This is a genomic window from Thiomonas sp. X19, assembly GCF_900089495.1.
Taxonomy (GTDB): domain Bacteria; phylum Pseudomonadota; class Gammaproteobacteria; order Burkholderiales; family Burkholderiaceae_C; genus Thiomonas_A.
Genome location: NZ_LT605203.1, coordinates 3021734 through 3039989, shown reverse-complemented (window position 1 = coordinate 3039989; position 18256 = coordinate 3021734). Strand labels below are relative to the sequence as shown.

Genomic DNA, 18256 nt, shown 5'->3' with positions numbered 1-18256 from the left:
GATTCAATCCAAGCAAGGAGAATATAGAAATGACGAAGACGATAAGGCGGGCGCGGTACACGCTGGAGTTCAAGCAGGAGGCGGTGCGCCTGGTCGAAGGCGGCCAGAGCATCGCGGCGGCGGCGCGCACGCTGGGCGTGGTGGACCAGACGCTGTTCAACTGGGTCAAGGCCCACCGGCAGGGCAAGCTTACCGGTGCCGACAGCAAGGTCGTGAGCGCCGAGCAGATGGAGATCAGCCGGCTGCGGGCCGAGCTGGCGCGCGTGAAGATGGAGCGCGACATCCTGGGAAAAGCGACGGCGTACTTCGCCAAGGCAGCGAAGTGAAGTACGCCTTCATCCAACGTCACCGCCGTGTGTGGCCGATCTCGGTGCAGTGCCGGGTGCTTGGTGTCAGCGTGGCCGGCTACCACGAGCACTTCGCTCGCCGTGCCAACGCTGCCCAGCGTCGCCACCTGAGCGACGATGCGCTGCTGGTGCACATCTTGGCCATTCATGCCGAGACGCGCGGCGGCTACGGCTGGCCACGCACGTGGAAGGAACTGCTGGCCAGGGGCATCCGGGTGGGCAAGCAGCGGGTTCAGAAACTCATGCAACGGCATGGCATACGCGCCAAGGGCAAGCGCCGCTTCAAGGTCACGACAGACAGCAACCATGACCTGCCGATCGCACCCAACCTGCTCGACCGACAATTCAACGTGGCCGAGCCCGACAAGGTCTGGGCGGGCGACATCACGTACATCGCCACCGACGAAGGGTGGCTGTTCCTGGCCGTGGTCATCGACTTGTTCAGTCGTCAAGTCATCGGCTGGAGCCTGCGCCAGGACATGACGCGCGACATCGTCATCGACGCCTTGCGCATGGCGTGGTTCAAGCGCCATCCGAGCAAGCAGGCCGGGCTGATCTTCCATAGCGACCGCGGCAGCCAATACGCTGCCAAGGACTACCGTGATGCGCTGACCGAATACGGCATCACCGCGTCGATGAGCCGTCGCGGCAACTGTTGGGACAACGCCTGCAGCGAGACGCTGTTCGGCTCGTTGAAGGTAGAGCGGCTACACGGGCAACGCTTCAAGACCCGGCGCCAGGCCATGGACGAAGTCGTCGCCTGGATGCTCTGGTACAACCGCACCCGACTGCACTCGACGCTGGCCTATGTCAGCCCGATGCGGTTCGAAGAAAACTGGCTCGCCAACCAACCCCGGCACGCCAGTGCATGAGTCGGCTATGGGATACGGATTCCAGGGGCAAGGTCAGTCTCGGTGGCTTCGGCTGTCTCGGTGGCTTGGGGTGCATCCAGGCTCAGGCCGAAGGCCAGGACCACGTGGTGGTCGTAGCGGCTGGGCAGCCACATCGCCAGCCCCAGCGCTGTGCCCAGCACCCAGATCAGCGCAAGACACCCGTCTGCCGGCCGGTGGGCCAGGATCCAGCCCACACTCCACGCCAGACCCCAAGCCAGTCCCGGCAGCAGCGCCACCGTTGCCCAGGCCCAGCGCCGGGCGCGCTGCCAGTGCCGCAGGGTCTCGCCTCCCAGGGCTTGGGGCTGCAGCCGCGCCAGCGTGGCGTCCAGGGGTAGCGCCTGCAGGTCCTGGCCGCTGACCCGGAAGATGGACTTGAGCCAGGCATCGCCTCGGCCGAGGTGCAGGATGCCGCGGCCGTAGAGCGCGGCCAGGGCGAAGGCCAGCAGCAGGAATGTCTGGCTCATTGCCGCTGAACGGCAAGCCAGGGCGGCACTGCCCAGGGCGGCGGCCAGGATCAGCCAGGGGGCGAACAGGGTGGCAAGCCCCAGCGCGGCGGCCAGACGCAGGCCGGCCATGCGACGTGCGCCCTGGGGGGATTGGCCACGGCGTGCGAAGCGGCGTTGCAGCCCCAGGCGGATGCGGTGGCCGGCCGGCGAATCGGTCCAGAACAGCACGAGCAGGATGTCGCGCAGGGCGGCCAGGCGGCTGCATCGCGGCGATGGGGGTGGGGAGGGGGCTGGGGATGAGGCTTGGGGGGTGGGGTGAGGGGTGGGGCGGGTTGGCATCGTGGGCTCTCCGGGATGGGGATGCCAACCATCTCAGCACAGGACAGAGCGGATGCAAGTCGACGCACGCCGACGTCAGCGGGGGCGGGAAACGGAGTGAGCTTGCCCCCGGAAACCGGATCCCTTGCTGAATGGTTGAGTACAGGCAAGGAGAACGGAAGTGATGAAGGCAACGAGGGCGCGCTACACGCTGGAGTTCAAGCTGGAGGCAGTGCGGTTGGTCAAGGGCGGACAAAGCCTGTCAGCGACGGCAAAGATTCTTGGCATTGCCGAGCAGACGCTGCACAACTGGGTCAAAGCCGATCGTGACGGTCGACTCATCGGAGCTGGCAGCAAGCCCGTGAGCCCGGAGCAGATGGAGATTGCGCGGCTGCGTGCGGAGCTGGCGCGGGTGAAGATGGAGCGCGACATCCTGGGAAAAGCGACGGCGTACTTCGCGAAGGAGCGGGGGTGAAGTACGCCGGGATCGAACGACACCGCCACTGCTGGTCGGTGTCGCTGGCCTGCGAGGTTCTGTGTGTGAGCCCCAGCGGCTACCACGAGCACCGCGTGCGTTCGACACGCCCGCGGCGCGGCATCAGCAATGATGCGCTGCTGGTTCACATACGGGCCATTCACGCCGAGTCCCGCGGCGAGTATGGCTGGCCCAGGATCTGGAAGGAATTGCTGGCACGCGGCATTCGCGTGGGCAAGGAGCGTGTGCGCAAGCTCATGAGCCTGCACGGCATCCGGGCCCGAGGCAAGCGCAAGTTCAAGGCGACGACCGACAGCCATCACAAGTTGCCGGTGGCGCCCAACCTGCTGGATCGATAGTTCCAGCCGCAGGCGCCCAACGCGGTGTGGACCAGCGACATCACGTACGTGGCCACCGACGAAGGCTGGCTGTATCTGGCGGTGGTCCTCGATCTGTTCAGCCGTCAGGTGGTCGGCTGGTCGATGAAGCCGCACATGAAGCGCGACCTGGTGATCGATGCATTGCACATGGCCTGGTTCCGGCGCCGTCCGCAGGCTGGGCTGATCTTCCATTCGGATCGCGGCAACCAGTACTGCAGCGCCGACTTCCAGAAGGCCCTGGGCAGCTATGACATGCTCAGCTCGATGAGCCGCAAAGGCAATTGCTGGGACAATGCTCCGACGGAAAGTCTGTGGGGGTCGCTCAAGGTCGGAAGGCTGCACGGCCAGCGCTTCAAGACCCGACGCGACGCCATGGACGAAATCGTCGACTGGCTGAACTTCTACAACCACCGGCGACTTCACTCATCCCTGGGCTACGTCAGCCCGATGCAGTTCGAAAGGGCTTGGCTTGCCGCCCAGGATAGGCAAGCCGCATAACGGTCTCAGCTATGGGATCCGGAAATCGCGGGCAAGGTCAGCAGACTTGTGCCGCATCACCCCGTGCCACTGGATCCACATCGAAACCCTGCGCCTATTGACAAGAGCGACCATATCAGTGTCCTGAGTTAGAAATTGGTCATCACCGGCAGCGGTGTCTGGACTGGTCAACGGCGGCCGAAATGGGTGGTCAGTGAAGCCGGAATCCGCACCCGCATCGGGTCGGGACGTATTCCTGCCTATGCGAACCGTTTGGCGATGTCCTCTGCAGATTCTCGGTAATAGCGGTTGACCAGAATGCGAATATCCTTATGCCCACTGATGCGAGACAACACCTGCACGGGTACTTTGCGCGACATGTGTGTCAGGGCCGTTGCACGGCTGTCGTGGAAGTCCAGATGCTTGAGCATCAGCCGATCGCGCACTTTTCGGAATAATGCATCACGGTCTGCGTCATCAATGGTGAAGATTCGTTCTTGCACTGCGAAGGGCTTCAGGAGCCGTACGGCAGGCGAGAGCAGGGGTACGCGTCGCGGCTTGCCGGTGTATCGCTGCGTCTTATGCTCGACAACTGCGACGCGCCTCCCAACGTCCAGCGTGCGCGCGCCGAGTTGCAACACTTCACCGCTACGCATTCCAGTACGCAAGGCGACATGAAAGGCGAAGATTGCTTCTTGCGTTGCATTCTGAGGTTTGCGCCCAGGACGGTAGCCAACATTGTCGAACATCGCGCGAATGTTCCGCCAGCCCCATACCGATTNTAAGAAACTCACCTCAAGTGGTTGATGGGCAAGGTATTGTTCAGGCAGTCTGGGGCATGGCGACGAGTTGCATGCCGAGCTTGCTGGCGCGCTGGGACAGTTGGCGCAGTACGCGCTCGCGGTATCTCTCTTCGTAATAGGCCTGGCCTTGGTCGGTGTATTCCTCGCCCTTGGTCAGCATCGTGTAGATGAGCCGCGCGAGCTTGTGGGCGGCGGCCGCGACGGCCTTGGGTTTGTCCATGCGCGCGCACATGCGCCTGAAGTACGCCCCTAGCGCCGACTGGCTGGTGCGCAGTGCGGCCGCCGCGAGTCGCAGCGCCTGCGCTGCGCGGTTGGCGCAGCGTTTGGTCTTGCCGCTCATCACCTTGCCGCCCGTGATCTTGGTGCCTGGACACAGGCCCATCCAGCTCGCAAAGTGCTTGTCACTGGGGAAGCGCGACATGTCCGCGCCGGTCTCGCTGATCACGGCCAACGCTGTGGTCACGTCGATGCCATCAATGCGCGTCAGGTCCACGCCGCACATCTTGAAGAGCTGCGTGCGCAGATCGAACTTCGGCGCGTTGCGGGCGCGGCCGCGCTTCTTGCCCTTGGCGGGTTCGCCGTCGTGAACCTGCAGGGTTTGCATCTGCTGCTCGATCTGCGTGTCGCATTCGGCAAGCTGCGTGCCGATGAAGTCGAAGGCGTCCAGCGCCTGCTTCAACGCGAACAAGTGCTCCGCCCGCCAGTTGCTGCCCTGCAGGCTCTTGGCGATCTCCTCGACACTGGCCTTCACGCGCACGTTCTTCATCGCACCCAGCACCTGGCCGTCGCGCTCGCCGGCGACGATGGCGCGCAGGATCTTCTGGCCCGTCTCGCCCACCACATCGGCAATCACGTTGGCGAGTTGCACGTTCATCTGCGTCAGCGCCTTTTGCATGTGCTGGACGTCGCGGCCCTGGCTCCTGAGCAGCATGGCGCGCTGGCGCCACAGCGAGCGCAGCACACAGACCTGCTCGGTCGGGCGGAACGCGCCGCTGAGCAGGCCATAGGTCATGAGCTGCTGAAGCCACTGGCAGTCGAGCACGTCAGACTTGCGACCCGACACATTCTTGACGTGCCGCGCGTTCACCAGCAGCACCGTGAAGCCTCGCGACTCCAGCAGCTCGAACAGCGGGATCCAGTACACGCCGGTGGATTCCATCGCCACCGTGTCGACGCGGCACGCCATCAGCCAGTCCGCGATGGCGTTGAGGTCGACCGTGAAGCTGGGGAACTCACGCACCGGCTCGTCGTCGCGGTCCGGCGGTACGGCCACGAAGTGGGCTGCGCTGCCGATGTCGATGCCTGCGGCATTGGGGTGGGTGATCGTCAAGGCCGCTGCACGAGCCTTGACGGGCTTGGGGATGACGCTGCGATTGCGTTGAATCATGGCTTGCTCCATCATCGGTTGCGGAATGTGGTGCCGCCTCGGGTACGTCGTCTTGCTCACTCTCTTAAACGGGATATCGCCACGCCAGCTATGAACTGCCGCGACGATTCACCAATGTCGATGACGTCACCCAGGACCACGCTAACCCGCGGGCATTGCGCACCATTGCTACATCGGTCTTCCGCGGCACCGCATTCCACCTTGCCACAACCGGAGCACGCTGTGTTTCTTCGGCGCGATTTGCGGCAACGGGCCGATTACTTCGCTAACCATTCCATCGAGCGGACGCCCTCCGGGCAGACTTCGCTCGCCTACGGCCGCCGCTCATGTCAAACTACAAGGGCTTCCCCATCTGTCAAGCGATAAGTGGCCATCGACCCGCGTAGCGGGTCTGAATTTCTTCTCTTTCAAAGCCGACCAGCCAGGCAAAGATCGGGTGGTGGGGAGGACAACAAGGTGCGGACTGGCCAAACTACAAACGGTCATTCATGTGGCATGTCATCTGCCACGGACCCTGATGAGAACCGCACGCGGGCGACCCATTCGTTAGGCGACAAGACACATGCCTCATAGCGTCACCTTAATCACCACCATCGCCGCCAGTCTGGGCCTTGCCCTGATCATGGGTCTGATCGCCCACCGACTGAAGCTGCCGGCGCTGGTTGGCTACTTGGTCGCCGGTGTCATGCTCGGTCCCGCTACGCCGGGTTTTGTGGCTGACGCCGGGTTGTCGAGCCAATTGGCCGAGATCGGCGTCATCCTGCTGATGTTTGGTGTCGGGCTGCACTTCTCCCTTGCGGATTTGTTGGCTGTTCGTCGTATCGCCTTGCCCGGCGCCATCGTTCAGATTGCGGTAGCGACTGCTCTCGGTATGGGCGTCGCCACCCTCTGGGGTTGGAGCCTGGGTGCGAGCCTCGTGTTCGGCCTGGCCCTTTCCGTGGCGAGCACCGTCGTGCTCATCCAGGCGCTGGAGCAGCGTGGCCTGCTCCAGTCCGTCAACGGTCGGATCGCGGTCGGCTGGCTGATCGTCGAGGATTTGGCGATGGTTCTGGTTCTTGTGTTGCTGCCCCCGCTGGCCGGATGGCTCGGCGGCGGCAGCGGTGATCTGGTCGCACAAGGAATCGACCGGGGCCTGCTGGAGACGCTGATGATCGCCCTCGGGAAGATTTCGATCTTCGTCGCCCTCATGCTGGTGGTCGGACGCCGGGTCTTCCCGTGGCTGCTCGGCTATGTTGCCGGCACCGGCTCGCGCGAGCTGTTCACCTTGAGCGTGATTGCGGCGGCGGTGGGCATCGCCTACGGCTCCGCGCAACTGTTCGGCGTCTCCTTCGCGCTCGGCGCCTTTTTTGCCGGCATGGTCATGCGCGAGTCGCATCTCAGTCATCGGGCCGCGGAAGAGTCCCTGCCGCTCAGGGACGCATTCTCGGTTCTGTTCTTCGTGTCGGTGGGCATGCTGTTCGATCCGAATGTCCTGATCCAACAGCCGCTGCAGGTGCTCGCCGTCGTCGCGATCATCGTTGTGGGCAAATCGCTGGCCGCCTTTTTGCTCGTCCTGGCCTTTCGCTATCCGCTCAACACGGCGCTCACGGTATCGGCAAGCCTCGCGCAGATCGGCGAGTTCTCCTTCATCCTGGCGGGACTTGGGGTTTCCCTCGGACTCCTGCCGCGCGAGGGCATGAGTCTGATTCTGGCCGGGGCGCTCATCTCGATCTCGTTCAACCATCTGGTGTTCCAGGCCGTCGAACCCATGCAGGCCTGGATTCGGTCACGCTCGAAGCTCGCGCGCGCGCTGGAACGTCCCGATGATCCCCTGGCGGAGCTGCCGATGACGGTCGAGTCGCGCGCCGTTACGGGCCATGTGGTGCTCGTCGGCTATGGCCGCGTCGGCCGGCGTATCGGCGAAGCGCTGGCCGCACACGGGCTGGCGTACGTCGTGGCGGAGCAGAATCGTGAGCTGGTCGAGCAGTTGCGCGAACGCGGAATCCATGCCGTCGCAGGCGATGCCTCGGACCCGGCGGTCCTGGTTCAAGCGCATATTGCGCGGGCGCGGATGTTGGTGATCGCGACCCCCGATACGCTGCGGGCGCGGCGCATGATCGAGATCGCGCGCGGGCTCAATCCCCAGGTCGAGACTCTGGTGCGCACCCACAGCGAGGAAGAGGCGGCGCTGCTGCGCAGCGAGCATGCGGGAGCGGTATTCATGGGCGAGCACGAGCTTGCGCTCAGCATGACGCGCCATGTGCTGAAAAAAGTCGCAGCCGGGTAGAGGACGCACGTTGGCCGTACCCGCCATTGTCCAAGCAAGTCGCCTATTGATTCGGCCCCATGAAGATTGAACTTTTTCAGGTGTTCCAGCAGCCCCCGGCGGTTGGGCAGGCCGGTGAGGGCATCATGGTCGGCCAGGAAGTCCTTTTCGATGGCGATGCCCCGGAGCTTGTCGATGAGTTGGCCAATTTGACGAAAGATGCCGTTGAGGTCGGAAAACCACAAATCGATGGGTTGAAATCGGAGTAATCTCAAATCCGATTTCAGCCTGGGCGTGCGTCCATCCGGTGCTCATCAACTGGAACATCGAGTTGAAGGTGGACTGGGCCATGACGCGCGACGTGCGGAGGGAGTTTCCTTGAATGGCGCGGGTGAAGGCATGCGAAACGATGAAATAGGCGCTGCCGAAAAACAGGGCCGAAACCAAGACGGAGCCTGTCATGATGAAGATTCTGATGGTTTTCATGCGGGCCTCGACGCAACATCACAATGGCTACAAAACCTCAGCGGGTGCGCTTCAAACCGCTGAGGGCACTCCATGCTTGAAGCATAGATGCTCTATCTGCGCTGACCCTCGCCGCGGTCGCATGCATTGGGCTGCGCCGTGAACTCCTTCACATAAAGCCCGGCCACAATCCGCTGTTATCGAAAAGCCGCAACCCCACCCATCGGCCCGACCATGAATCAAGGGTTTGCGGTTCTAAGTTGTCGAAACCGCGGCACCAGTCCTGACGGCGATGCTGGCCGCGCGGCAGAAAGTCAAGCAGGGACAAGTGTGGCGTGCTCATGCAGCAGGTCATCCGGCAGCGACCAATGCGCAGGGCTGCGAGTATGACAGTCATCAAACCGACACATGCCGGGCTCACCATCTGCAGGAAACCACTTCGCAGCCCCACCATGGCTTCCGTTCTTTCTCTTTCCATCGTGCCGTCGCCTGCCGGCTTGCCGCAGATCAGCCCCGATCCCGTGCTCGACCATGTGCTGCGTACAGGCCAACTGCATGCCGTGTTTCAGCCACTGATGGATCTCCGCAATCGCACGTTCCACGGTTTCGAAGCTCTGGTGCGAGGGCCGGCGGATTCGCATCTGGAGCGCCCCGACCAGTTGTTCGAGGCGGCACGCCAATGCGGACGTCTGGCTGAACTCGACCGTCTTTGCGCGCAGATTGGCATCGAGACCTTCGCGTCCCAAGGGCTGCACGGCCATCTGTTTCTCAACGTCACCGAGGCGCTGTTTGATTCGGGCTGGTTCGCCGAAAAAACCACATTGCAATGGCTTCAAGCCCTGGGGCTTGCGCCCTCGCGGCTGGTGCTGGAGTTGCTCGAGTCCGACGCGCTGGCGCAGGACAGCCATGCCATCGAGCAGGCGCAATTCCTACGCGAACTCGGCTACGGCCTGGCGCTGGATGACCTGGGTCAGGGTTTTGGACGATTTGCCTTATGGAAACGTCTGCGTCCGCGCTATCTGAAGATTGACCGCAGCTTCACCGCCAATCTCGGCGACGACCCCTTCAAGGCAGCCTTCGTGCAGTCCATGCTGCTGCTGGCCGAGGCCAGCCAGTCCATCGTCGTCGCAGAGGGGGTGGAGAGCGAACGCGATCTGCTCACCTTACGTGAACTCGGTGTGCCAATGGCCCAGGGTTATTTCATCGCCCGCCCACACGCCTACCCACCCAGCGAGCCCGCCACCATGACTCGGCGGGTGCTCGACAGCCCGCAGCCAACTCTGCATGCCTTGGCCAGCCGGGGCAGTATTGAGCAATCGGTGCTTGGCCTGGCGCGCAGGGTCGAGCCGGTGCGGCCCGAGACCAAGCTCGAGGTCATCCTGCAGATTCTGGAACAGGACAGAGATTTGATGTCGGTCCCTGTGGTCGACGTTGACTGGACCCCGCTTGGGATCATCAATCGCTATGTCTTGGCCGACCGGCTGTTCCGCCCGCATGTGCGCGACCTCTTCGGCAACAAGCCATGCAGTCTGGTCATGAGCAGCGACGTGCTGCGCCTGGATGCCAAGAGCAGCTTGCAGCAGGCCAGCAGCCTGATCGCCGAGTCGAGCTACCGCCATGCCACTGAGGGAGTTCTCGTCACCGACCAGGGACAGTACCGCGGCATCCTGCTCGTGGGCGATCTCCTGCGCCTAGTGACCGAGTTCCAGGTGCAGGCTGCGCGCTATGCCAACCCGCTGACCCTGTTGCCGGGCAATGTGCCGATCAACGACTGCATCGACCGCTGGTTGCGTGAAGGCCAGCGTTTTGCTGCGGCCTATTGCGACATCGACAACTTCAAACCGTTCAACGACAAGTTCGGCTATCGCATGGGCGACGAAATCATCCTGCTGGTGGCCGAACTTCTCAAAACCCATCTGCCGCAGGCCGTGAGCTTCGTCGGCCATGTCGGCGGCGACGATTTCATCGCCCTGTCGCAATCGCCCGCATGGGAGGCCGAGTTGCAGCAGGTCTTGCGTGGCTTCGAGGCTGCCATGGCGGGGTATTTCGAGGCAGGCGTGCTGCATGATGGCGGCTTCTGGGCCGACAACCGGCGTGGCGACGCCGTATTCTTTCCCATCCCCACGCTGTCCATTGGCGCCGTGTGCGTGGATGCGCGCGCTTTCGAGTCGCACCGCGAACTCTCCAATGTGCTGGCCGACATCAAGAAGGCGGCCAAGCGCCTTCCTGGCAATCAATTGTTCGTCGATCGCAGGCACCATGCCTGAAGCAGGGTCCCGCGTTGGGATCCATCGCTTTGTCACGGGAGAGTCATGGTCTCATGTCGACTGATGTATCGCGCCTGCACACCCGATACTTACCATGATTCAAGTCAATCCGGCGAGGCCCGCGGAGCCTTCCAGATGCATGATGCACAAATCAGCCGTTTGACCACGGCAAAGACATGTTCCACCCGAGCGCGGATGCGTGACTTGTTGCGGTTCGTGGCGATGGCATCGCGCATCACCTGCCCGATGAATCGCACGGCGCCGCGCGTTGTTTCCAGCAAGCCGCGTTTCTCAACACGGCGCGCAACAGCGAGTATCTGCGCGGGGGTGATCTCTGCAATGGGCAAGCGGCCAATGTAGGGTAGGGCGTGCTCCTTGGCACGCCCGCGAATATGCATCCACCAATCGGGAGCGTGGCTTGGTGCCTTGCGAGCCGGTCAGCCTTGCTACTGGGCTGCTCCCAGCAATCAGTCTTGCTGTTCCTGGTGTGCAGCGATAAGCTGAGGACATTTTCCAAAAGGGATGCTCCGCATGACACCGACCTACGCCGAACTGCAAGCCCAGATTGCCGCGCTCACCGCCCGGGCCGACGCTGCCCGCCGCGCGGAACTGGCCAGCGTGATCGCCGAGATCCAGCAAAAGATGGCCGACTATGGCATCACCCTGGAAGACCTGGGCGGCAAGCGCGCCAGCTTTCGCAAGGGCCGCACGGTCGCGCCGAAGTACCGCCACCCGACGACCGGCCAGACCTGGACGGGACGAGGCAAGCATCCGCGCTGGCTGGCTGCGGAGATCGCCGCGGGCCAGGACATCACCGCGTTCGCCATCGCCTGAGCGAGGCCGCTCAGCGCTTTGTCTCGTTTCCTGGCTCCGCCGACGGCCGTTTCCCCTCTGGGGAATCCTGGCGATGGCGATCAAACCTCTCACACCGCATTGCGGGGTGCCGATTGCTGCCGGCTTTTCAGGCCAACCCGATCGCCGCCACCTGTTACGCACTCGCGTGTCACCTGCGCAACGCCGCAACAAATCGATACCCTTGATTGGGGCGCTGCTGCGTAAAAAGGATGTACCAATCTCGATGAGGAGACGGGGATGCCCGCCATCTACGAAAAAACACCCGCTGGTCGCCAGACCCTGAGCACACGCCAACCGGCGCTCAGTCGCGCCAGTCGGACCTTGCTCTTGCTCATCGACGGCCGCAAGAGCGACGAGGAACTGCTCGCTCTTCTGGCCAGTGCCGAGTTGAGCCTGGAATCGTTGTCTTCTCTGGAAGCGCTGGGCTTGATTNGCTTCAGCCTGGGCGTGCGTCCATCCGGTGCTCATCAACTGGAACATCGAGTTGAAGGTGGACTGGGCCATGACGCGCGACGTGCGGAGGGAGTTTCCTTGAATGGCGCGGGTGAAGGCATGCGAAACGATGAAATAGGCGCTGCCGAAAAACAGGGCCGAAACCAAGACGGAGCCTGTCATGATGAAGATTCTGATGGTTTTCATGCGGGCCTCGACGCAACATCACAATGGCTACAAAACCTCAGCGGGTGCGCTTCAAACCGCTGAGGGCACTCCATGCTTGAAGCATAGATGCTCTATCTGCGCTGACCCTCGCCGCGGTCGCATGCATTGGGCTGCGCCGTGAACTCCTTCACATAAAGCCCGGCCACAATCCGCTGTTATCGAAAAGCCGCAACCCCACCCATCGGCCCGACCATGAATCAAGGGTTTGCGGTTCTAAGTTGTCGAAACCGCGGCACCAGTCCTGACGGCGATGCTGGCCGCGCGGCAGAAAGTCAAGCAGGGACAAGTGTGGCGTGCTCATGCAGCAGGTCATCCGGCAGCGACCAATGCGCAGGGCTGCGAGTATGACAGTCATCAAACCGACACATGCCGGGCTCACCATCTGCAGGAAACCACTTCGCAGCCCCACCATGGCTTCCGTTCTTTCTCTTTCCATCGTGCCGTCGCCTGCCGGCTTGCCGCAGATCAGCCCCGATCCCGTGCTCGACCATGTGCTGCGTACAGGCCAACTGCATGCCGTGTTTCAGCCACTGATGGATCTCCGCAATCGCACGTTCCACGGTTTCGAAGCTCTGGTGCGAGGGCCGGCGGATTCGCATCTGGAGCGCCCCGACCAGTTGTTCGAGGCGGCACGCCAATGCGGACGTCTGGCTGAACTCGACCGTCTTTGCGCGCAGATTGGCATCGAGACCTTCGCGTCCCAAGGGCTGCACGGCCATCTGTTTCTCAACGTCACCGAGGCGCTGTTTGATTCGGGCTGGTTCGCCGAAAAAACCACATTGCAATGGCTTCAAGCCCTGGGGCTTGCGCCCTCGCGGCTGGTGCTGGAGTTGCTCGAGTCCGACGCGCTGGCGCAGGACAGCCATGCCATCGAGCAGGCGCAATTCCTACGCGAACTCGGCTACGGCCTGGCGCTGGATGACCTGGGTCAGGGTTTTGGACGATTTGCCTTATGGAAACGTCTGCGTCCGCGCTATCTGAAGATTGACCGCAGCTTCACCGCCAATCTCGGCGACGACCCCTTCAAGGCAGCCTTCGTGCAGTCCATGCTGCTGCTGGCCGAGGCCAGCCAGTCCATCGTCGTCGCAGAGGGGGTGGAGAGCGAACGCGATCTGCTCACCTTACGTGAACTCGGTGTGCCAATGGCCCAGGGTTATTTCATCGCCCGCCCACACGCCTACCCACCCAGCGAGCCCGCCACCATGACTCGGCGGGTGCTCGACAGCCCGCAGCCAACTCTGCATGCCTTGGCCAGCCGGGGCAGTATTGAGCAATCGGTGCTTGGCCTGGCGCGCAGGGTCGAGCCGGTGCGGCCCGAGACCAAGCTCGAGGTCATCCTGCAGATTCTGGAACAGGACAGAGATTTGATGTCGGTCCCTGTGGTCGACGTTGACTGGACCCCGCTTGGGATCATCAATCGCTATGTCTTGGCCGACCGGCTGTTCCGCCCGCATGTGCGCGACCTCTTCGGCAACAAGCCATGCAGTCTGGTCATGAGCAGCGACGTGCTGCGCCTGGATGCCAAGAGCAGCTTGCAGCAGGCCAGCAGCCTGATCGCCGAGTCGAGCTACCGCCATGCCACTGAGGGAGTTCTCGTCACCGACCAGGGACAGTACCGCGGCATCCTGCTCGTGGGCGATCTCCTGCGCCTAGTGACCGAGTTCCAGGTGCAGGCTGCGCGCTATGCCAACCCGCTGACCCTGTTGCCGGGCAATGTGCCGATCAACGACTGCATCGACCGCTGGTTGCGTGAAGGCCAGCGTTTTGCTGCGGCCTATTGCGACATCGACAACTTCAAACCGTTCAACGACAAGTTCGGCTATCGCATGGGCGACGAAATCATCCTGCTGGTGGCCGAACTTCTCAAAACCCATCTGCCGCAGGCCGTGAGCTTCGTCGGCCATGTCGGCGGCGACGATTTCATCGCCCTGTCGCAATCGCCCGCATGGGAGGCCGAGTTGCAGCAGGTCTTGCGTGGCTTCGAGGCTGCCATGGCGGGGTATTTCGAGGCAGGCGTGCTGCATGATGGCGGCTTCTGGGCCGACAACCGGCGTGGCGACGCCGTATTCTTTCCCATCCCCACGCTGTCCATTGGCGCCGTGTGCGTGGATGCGCGCGCTTTCGAGTCGCACCGCGAACTCTCCAATGTGCTGGCCGACATCAAGAAGGCGGCCAAGCGCCTTCCTGGCAATCAATTGTTCGTCGATCGCAGGCACCATGCCTGAAGCAGGGTCCCGCGTTGGGATCCATCGCTTTGTCACGGGAGAGTCATGGTCTCATGTCGACTGATGTATCGCGCCTGCACACCCGATACTTACCATGATTCAAGTCAATCCGGCGAGGCCCGCGGAGCCTTCCAGATGCATGATGCACAAATCAGCCGTTTGACCACGGCAAAGACATGTTCCACCCGAGCGCGGATGCGTGACTTGTTGCGGTTCGTGGCGATGGCATCGCGCATCACCTGCCCGATGAATCGCACGGCGCCGCGCGTTGTTTCCAGCAAGCCGCGTTTCTCAACACGGCGCGCAACAGCGAGTATCTGCGCGGGGGTGATCTCTGCAATGGGCAAGCGGCCAATGTAGGGTAGGGCGTGCTCCTTGGCACGCCCGCGAATATGCATCCACCAATCGGGAGCGTGGCTTGGTGCCTTGCGAGCCGGTCAGCCTTGCTACTGGGCTGCTCCCAGCAATCAGTCTTGCTGTTCCTGGTGTGCAGCGATAAGCTGAGGACATTTTCCAAAAGGGATGCTCCGCATGACACCGACCTACGCCGAACTGCAAGCCCAGATTGCCGCGCTCACCGCCCGGGCCGACGCTGCCCGCCGCGCGGAACTGGCCAGCGTGATCGCCGAGATCCAGCAAAAGATGGCCGACTATGGCATCACCCTGGAAGACCTGGGCGGCAAGCGCGCCAGCTTTCGCAAGGGCCGCACGGTCGCGCCGAAGTACCGCCACCCGACGACCGGCCAGACCTGGACGGGACGAGGCAAGCATCCGCGCTGGCTGGCTGCGGAGATCGCCGCGGGCCAGGACATCACCGCGTTCGCCATCGCCTGAGCGAGGCCGCTCAGCGCTTTGTCTCGTTTCCTGGCTCCGCCGACGGCCGTTTCCCCTCTGGGGAATCCTGGCGATGGCGATCAAACCTCTCACACCGCATTGCGGGGTGCCGATTGCTGCCGGCTTTTCAGGCCAACCCGATCGCCGCCACCTGTTACGCACTCGCGTGTCACCTGCGCAACGCCGCAACAAATCGATACCCTTGATTGGGGCGCTGCTGCGTAAAAAGGATGTACCAATCTCGATGAGGAGACGGGGATGCCCGCCATCTACGAAAAAACACCCGCTGGTCGCCAGACCCTGAGCACACGCCAACCGGCGCTCAGTCGCGCCAGTCGGACCTTGCTCTTGCTCATCGACGGCCGCAAGAGCGACGAGGAACTGCTCGCTCTTCTGGCCAGTGCCGAGTTGAGCCTGGAATCGTTGTCTTCTCTGGAAGCGCTGGGCTTGATTGCGGTGCGCCCGCAACCAGCCGCCGACATGCCGATTGCAGAAGAGGCGCAAAGCGCGCCATCGAGCCAGCCGGTCGTCAAAGCACCGCCTGCCAACACCTCGACCTGGGCACGGTTGACCCAGGGACTGCGCAGCGCGTTGCAGGCGCGCGAAGAGTCCCCGCGCGAACGCGCCGCCGGCCTGGCCGAGGTGATCAAGTGCGCCGCTGTGGGCGATGCCGTGTTCTTTGCGTGGCTGGAAGTGAACGTTGATGCGATTCTCTCCCACGACGCCAAGGCGGTGGGGCAGATGATGCAACAGGCGCAGGCCTTGCGCGAGACCATCGACATTGCGGATCGGGTGCAGCGTCGCGTACCGCCGCACCTGGATTTCGGGTGGGCCCTGGGCAAGGTGGTCGAGTCGATTTTGGGCTATGGACGCTACCTGCATGGTGAGGCGCTGGCCCTGGGCATGGTGCTGGCCACGGACATCGGGGCGATTCAGGGCGTGCAGTCCGAGGTCAGTGCCAAGCGGCTGCTGGACTTGCTTGGCCGCTGTGGCTTGCCCATGCGTGTGCCGCGCGTGGCAGCAGCGCGGTGGCTGGAATCGCTTCCGGTGGATCAGGCTGGCGCTGCCGGGCAGGTGCATTGCGTGCTGATCGAGGACATCGGCAAGCCTGTGTCCGCAGCCGTGTCGCGCTCGGTGGTGGTGGAAGCTTTGGAGCGTGCGGGAGCGCTGGCGGGATAAGCCTGGTCTGACCGAGCAGTCCGACGGCGCGGACAGACCCGTTCGCACCACCTCGATGCGGACCGATCGCTGCTCGCTTGTCACCACCACCGTAGCGCCGTCATGCGCCAAGTGGATGCCCCGCGCCGGCTTCACAGTCCATCCCTGCGGCAACGCCAAGTTCGCCTGCACCTGGGCGTAGCCAGCCAGACCGATCGCCACATGCCGATCGGTCACCGACAGATGCGTGACGTCCACGTTCACGTCCACCAGCCTTGGGATCGCGTCGGCTGCTTGTCCGCCCGTCGCCATGTCAGCGCGGTTCGCGGCGAGGTGGAGATAGCGGAATTCGGCATGCTCGTTCCAACCCGCAACCCCCAAGCTCTGGCGAAGACGGGGCCTGGATGCTTGCGTCGGCTGCCGCCACGCGTGACGATGTAGGGGTGGAAGTCAATCTCCACCGGTTTCAGCCGTCTTGGGTGATCGGTCATCTCGAACGTCTCAATGACGTTCTCGAACCCAAAATAAGGGCCTTTCCAGTTGTTCGTGTAATCCTCTTCGTCGGAACACGCCGCATAGACCTGGAACCACTTGCCCTTGGGCACCCCAAGGGGCCACACCGCGGTGAGCGACGGGTTCTGAGGCCGCATCGTGACCCCGCCGCCGTTGACGTTGAGCAGGCCTGATTCATCGCACAGCGCCACGGCATGGTTCGGCGGGTTGCAGTCCCCGGGCCAGAGCAAGGCCTTGCAGGGCTTGCCGGGTGGTGCGAGTTTTTGTTCGATGTAGTCGCGCGCACCGACCACTTCTTGGTGGGTGCTGAACGCGTAACCCGGAAACGGCAGGAAATTCCCGTAGGGGTAGTCTTTCGAGATCTGTCCCCGACAGTGGCATTTCGCCGCCTCGACCCAGTTGAAGGGATGCGCCCAGGTGTGGCTGCCCACCTCGATGTTGGGAAGCGCAAACATCTTGCGTGCCCATGCCTGGCCTTCGGTGGCTGTGGCGGGATATTCGCCGTGGTGATCGACCTCGTCGACGATGATGCTTCCCAGGATCGGGATGTCATACCGGGTCAGAAACTCCTCCACGAGAACTTGCCCTGCCAGCGCAGAGCCTGGTCCTTGGCAGGCATTGACCCAGCCATCGCCGTCGAAATGGGACATCAACACTCGCCGTCCGGTGCGCGTTGTGAAGTCGGGCATCGGAGCATCACCCAGGCGCAACGCGGCTTGCACGAAGGCCATGGGATTGGGCGGCGTCAGCTATCTTGGCCGGTCGACGACAACGATCCTGGCCGGTCGGAGGCGGGGGATGATTGCGTTGTGATGGATGGTCAGCGAGCTTTTCGCGCAGCAGGGGCAGCCCCTGCTGCGCGGGCCGCCGCCCTGCATCAAGGGCTAGCGTCGGCGAACCTAGGGTAAACCTGAATGCGGCCGTATGCGACACGGTACCAGAATACGAGAATACCGAAGACGAAATGCAGAATGCAAGATGTCGCGACTGCAAACGAAAGGAATGCCTTCATGACGAACAAGATTCGCGTGTTGCTTGCCAAAGTCGGCCTCGATGGCCATGACCGAGGCGTCAAGATCGTCGCACGCTGTCTGCGCGATGCTGGCATGGACGTTGTTTACACCGGTTTGCACCGGTCGCCTGAAGAAGTTGTGGCCGCCGCAGTGCAGGAAGACGTCGATGTGCTGGGTGTCAGTCTGTTATCTGGCGCCCACATGACGATCTTCCCCAAGATCATCAGTGGGCTCAAGGCACGCGGGGTCGACGACATGATCCTCGTTGGCGGCGGCGTCATGCCCGATGAAGATGTTTTGGCGCTGAAGCAAATGGGCGTGCACGAAGTTCTTCTGCAGGACACTCCGCCCAACACGATCATCCAGACGATCGAACGCCTCGTCGCAGAGCGCGGCGAGCGATGAGCCACTGCGTTACCGCTCGAGGGCACTAGCGATGCAAGCGATGGAGTCATGGAGCTGGCCTCCGCGTTACGACAACACGTACCGCCCCAC

13 protein-coding genes and 3 pseudogenes are annotated in these 18256 nt (G+C 62.9%); 10 read left to right on the top strand and 6 right to left on the bottom strand.

All coding sequences use genetic code 11. The features are described 5' to 3' along the window. Positions 1-29: 29 nt before the first annotated feature. A protein-coding gene (locus THIX_RS14570) for an IS3 family transposase (protein ID WP_112486216.1) occupies positions 30-1219 on the top strand; the annotation gives its coding sequence in 2 pieces (ribosomal slippage) (positions 30-288 and positions 288-1219; 1191 coding nt in all). A gap of 5 nt (positions 1220-1224) precedes the next feature. Here the strand turns inward: THIX_RS14570 and THIX_RS14565 are convergent. Next, a complete protein-coding gene (locus THIX_RS14565; protein WP_146748505.1) occupies positions 1225-2025 on the bottom strand; it encodes a hypothetical protein in 801 nt (266 codons plus the stop codon). Positions 2026-2188: 163 nt separating this feature from the next. On the opposite strand from THIX_RS14565, the pseudogene THIX_RS14560 reads away from it, so the two are divergent. Continuing rightward, positions 2189-3357, top strand: a pseudogene (locus tag THIX_RS14560) (IS3 family transposase). A 239-nt stretch (positions 3358-3596) separates the two neighbouring features. On the opposite strand, the gene THIX_RS14555 reads toward THIX_RS14560, so the two are convergent. Further along, entirely contained in the window at positions 3597-4085 is a 489-nt protein-coding gene (locus THIX_RS14555) for a tyrosine-type recombinase/integrase (RefSeq protein ID WP_112486761.1), read from the bottom strand. Positions 4086-4158: 73 nt separating this feature from the next. Further along, a complete protein-coding gene (locus THIX_RS14550; protein ID WP_371412996.1) occupies positions 4159-5538 on the bottom strand; it encodes an IS110 family transposase in 1380 nt (459 codons plus the stop codon). Between the two features lie 550 nt (positions 5539-6088). Here THIX_RS14550 and ybaL point away from each other — a divergent pair. The 3 genes from ybaL (at position 6089) to THIX_RS14535 (ending at position 10503) form a co-directional block, all read left to right on the top strand. After that, positions 6089-7792, top strand: a complete 1704-nt coding sequence (ybaL, locus tag THIX_RS14545) for a YbaL family putative K(+) efflux transporter (protein ID WP_112486760.1) — start codon at positions 6089-6091, stop codon at positions 7790-7792. Between the two features lie 59 nt (positions 7793-7851). Further along, positions 7852-8040, top strand: a complete 189-nt coding sequence (locus THIX_RS14540; protein WP_112486759.1) for a hypothetical protein — start codon at positions 7852-7854, stop codon at positions 8038-8040. 648 nt (positions 8041-8688) lie between these two features. Further along, positions 8689-10503: a bifunctional diguanylate cyclase/phosphodiesterase gene (locus THIX_RS14535; protein WP_112486757.1), complete on the top strand. Its 1815-nt coding sequence runs from the start codon at positions 8689-8691 to the stop codon at positions 10501-10503. Positions 10504-10655: 152 nt separating this feature from the next. On the opposite strand, the pseudogene THIX_RS24920 reads toward THIX_RS14535, so the two are convergent. Then, a pseudogene (locus THIX_RS24920) lies at positions 10656-10916 on the bottom strand (hypothetical protein); the annotation flags it as partial. Positions 10917-11034: 118 nt separating this feature from the next. Between THIX_RS24920 and THIX_RS14525 the strand changes: the two are divergent. Both THIX_RS14525 and THIX_RS14515 read left to right on the top strand, forming a co-directional pair. Continuing rightward, on the top strand, positions 11035-11337 hold the full coding sequence (locus THIX_RS14525; protein WP_199195286.1) for an H-NS family nucleoid-associated regulatory protein: 303 nt from the start codon (positions 11035-11037) through the stop codon (positions 11335-11337). A gap of 1091 nt (positions 11338-12428) precedes the next feature. Continuing rightward, positions 12429-14243 (top strand): bifunctional diguanylate cyclase/phosphodiesterase, encoded by a 1815-nt coding sequence (locus tag THIX_RS14515; RefSeq protein ID WP_112486757.1) that lies wholly within the window; start codon positions 12429-12431, stop codon positions 14241-14243. A gap of 152 nt (positions 14244-14395) precedes the next feature. On the opposite strand, the pseudogene THIX_RS24915 reads toward THIX_RS14515, so the two are convergent. Then, positions 14396-14656 (bottom strand): annotated as a pseudogene (locus THIX_RS24915) (hypothetical protein); the annotation flags it as partial. 118 nt (positions 14657-14774) lie between these two features. Between THIX_RS24915 and THIX_RS14505 the strand changes: the two are divergent. Next, on the top strand, positions 14775-15077 hold the full coding sequence (locus THIX_RS14505) for an H-NS family nucleoid-associated regulatory protein (RefSeq protein ID WP_199195286.1): 303 nt from the start codon (positions 14775-14777) through the stop codon (positions 15075-15077). Positions 15078-15335: 258 nt separating this feature from the next. Continuing rightward, positions 15336-16256, top strand: coding sequence for a hypothetical protein (locus THIX_RS14500; protein ID WP_112486755.1), 921 nt, complete (start codon positions 15336-15338; stop codon positions 16254-16256). Positions 16257-16495: 239 nt separating this feature from the next. On the opposite strand, the gene THIX_RS14495 is transcribed toward THIX_RS14500, so the two are convergent. Next, the gene (locus THIX_RS14495; RefSeq protein WP_112486754.1) at positions 16496-17479 is read right to left on the bottom strand and encodes a hypothetical protein; all 984 of its coding nucleotides are present in this window, start codon (positions 17477-17479) and stop codon (positions 16496-16498) included. Positions 17480-17758: 279 nt separating this feature from the next. On the opposite strand from THIX_RS14495, the gene THIX_RS14490 reads away from it, so the two are divergent. Continuing rightward, complete coding sequence (locus THIX_RS14490) at positions 17759-18166, top strand: cobalamin B12-binding domain-containing protein (protein WP_112488398.1); 408 nt, start codon at positions 17759-17761, stop codon at positions 18164-18166. Positions 18167-18256 lie beyond the last annotated feature (90 nt).

What these genes read in the sequence shown, in the direction of transcription:
- THIX_RS14495 (WP_112486754.1), bottom strand. Translation starts at nt 17,479, where the DNA reads ATGGCCTTCGTGCAAGCCGCGTTGCGCCTGGGTGATGCTCCGATGCCC.
- THIX_RS14505 (WP_199195286.1), top strand. Translation starts at nt 14,775, where the DNA reads ATGACACCGACCTACGCCGAACTGCAAGCCCAGATTGCCGCGCTCACC.
- THIX_RS14515 (WP_112486757.1), top strand. Translation starts at nt 12,429, where the DNA reads ATGGCTTCCGTTCTTTCTCTTTCCATCGTGCCGTCGCCTGCCGGCTTG.
- THIX_RS14565 (WP_146748505.1), bottom strand. Translation starts at nt 2,025, where the DNA reads ATGCCAACCCGCCCCACCCCTCACCCCACCCCCCAAGCCTCATCCCCA.
- THIX_RS14490 (WP_112488398.1), top strand. Translation starts at nt 17,759, where the DNA reads ATGACGAACAAGATTCGCGTGTTGCTTGCCAAAGTCGGCCTCGATGGC.
- ybaL (WP_112486760.1), top strand. Translation starts at nt 6,089, where the DNA reads ATGCCTCATAGCGTCACCTTAATCACCACCATCGCCGCCAGTCTGGGC.
- THIX_RS14550 (WP_371412996.1), bottom strand. Translation starts at nt 5,538, where the DNA reads ATGGAGCAAGCCATGATTCAACGCAATCGCAGCGTCATCCCCAAGCCC.
- THIX_RS14535 (WP_112486757.1), top strand. Translation starts at nt 8,689, where the DNA reads ATGGCTTCCGTTCTTTCTCTTTCCATCGTGCCGTCGCCTGCCGGCTTG.
- THIX_RS14525 (WP_199195286.1), top strand. Translation starts at nt 11,035, where the DNA reads ATGACACCGACCTACGCCGAACTGCAAGCCCAGATTGCCGCGCTCACC.
- THIX_RS14555 (WP_112486761.1), bottom strand. Translation starts at nt 4,085, where the DNA reads ATGTTCGACAATGTTGGCTACCGTCCTGGGCGCAAACCTCAGAATGCA.
- THIX_RS14500 (WP_112486755.1), top strand. Translation starts at nt 15,336, where the DNA reads ATGCCCGCCATCTACGAAAAAACACCCGCTGGTCGCCAGACCCTGAGC.
- THIX_RS14540 (WP_112486759.1), top strand. Translation starts at nt 7,852, where the DNA reads ATGAAGATTGAACTTTTTCAGGTGTTCCAGCAGCCCCCGGCGGTTGGG.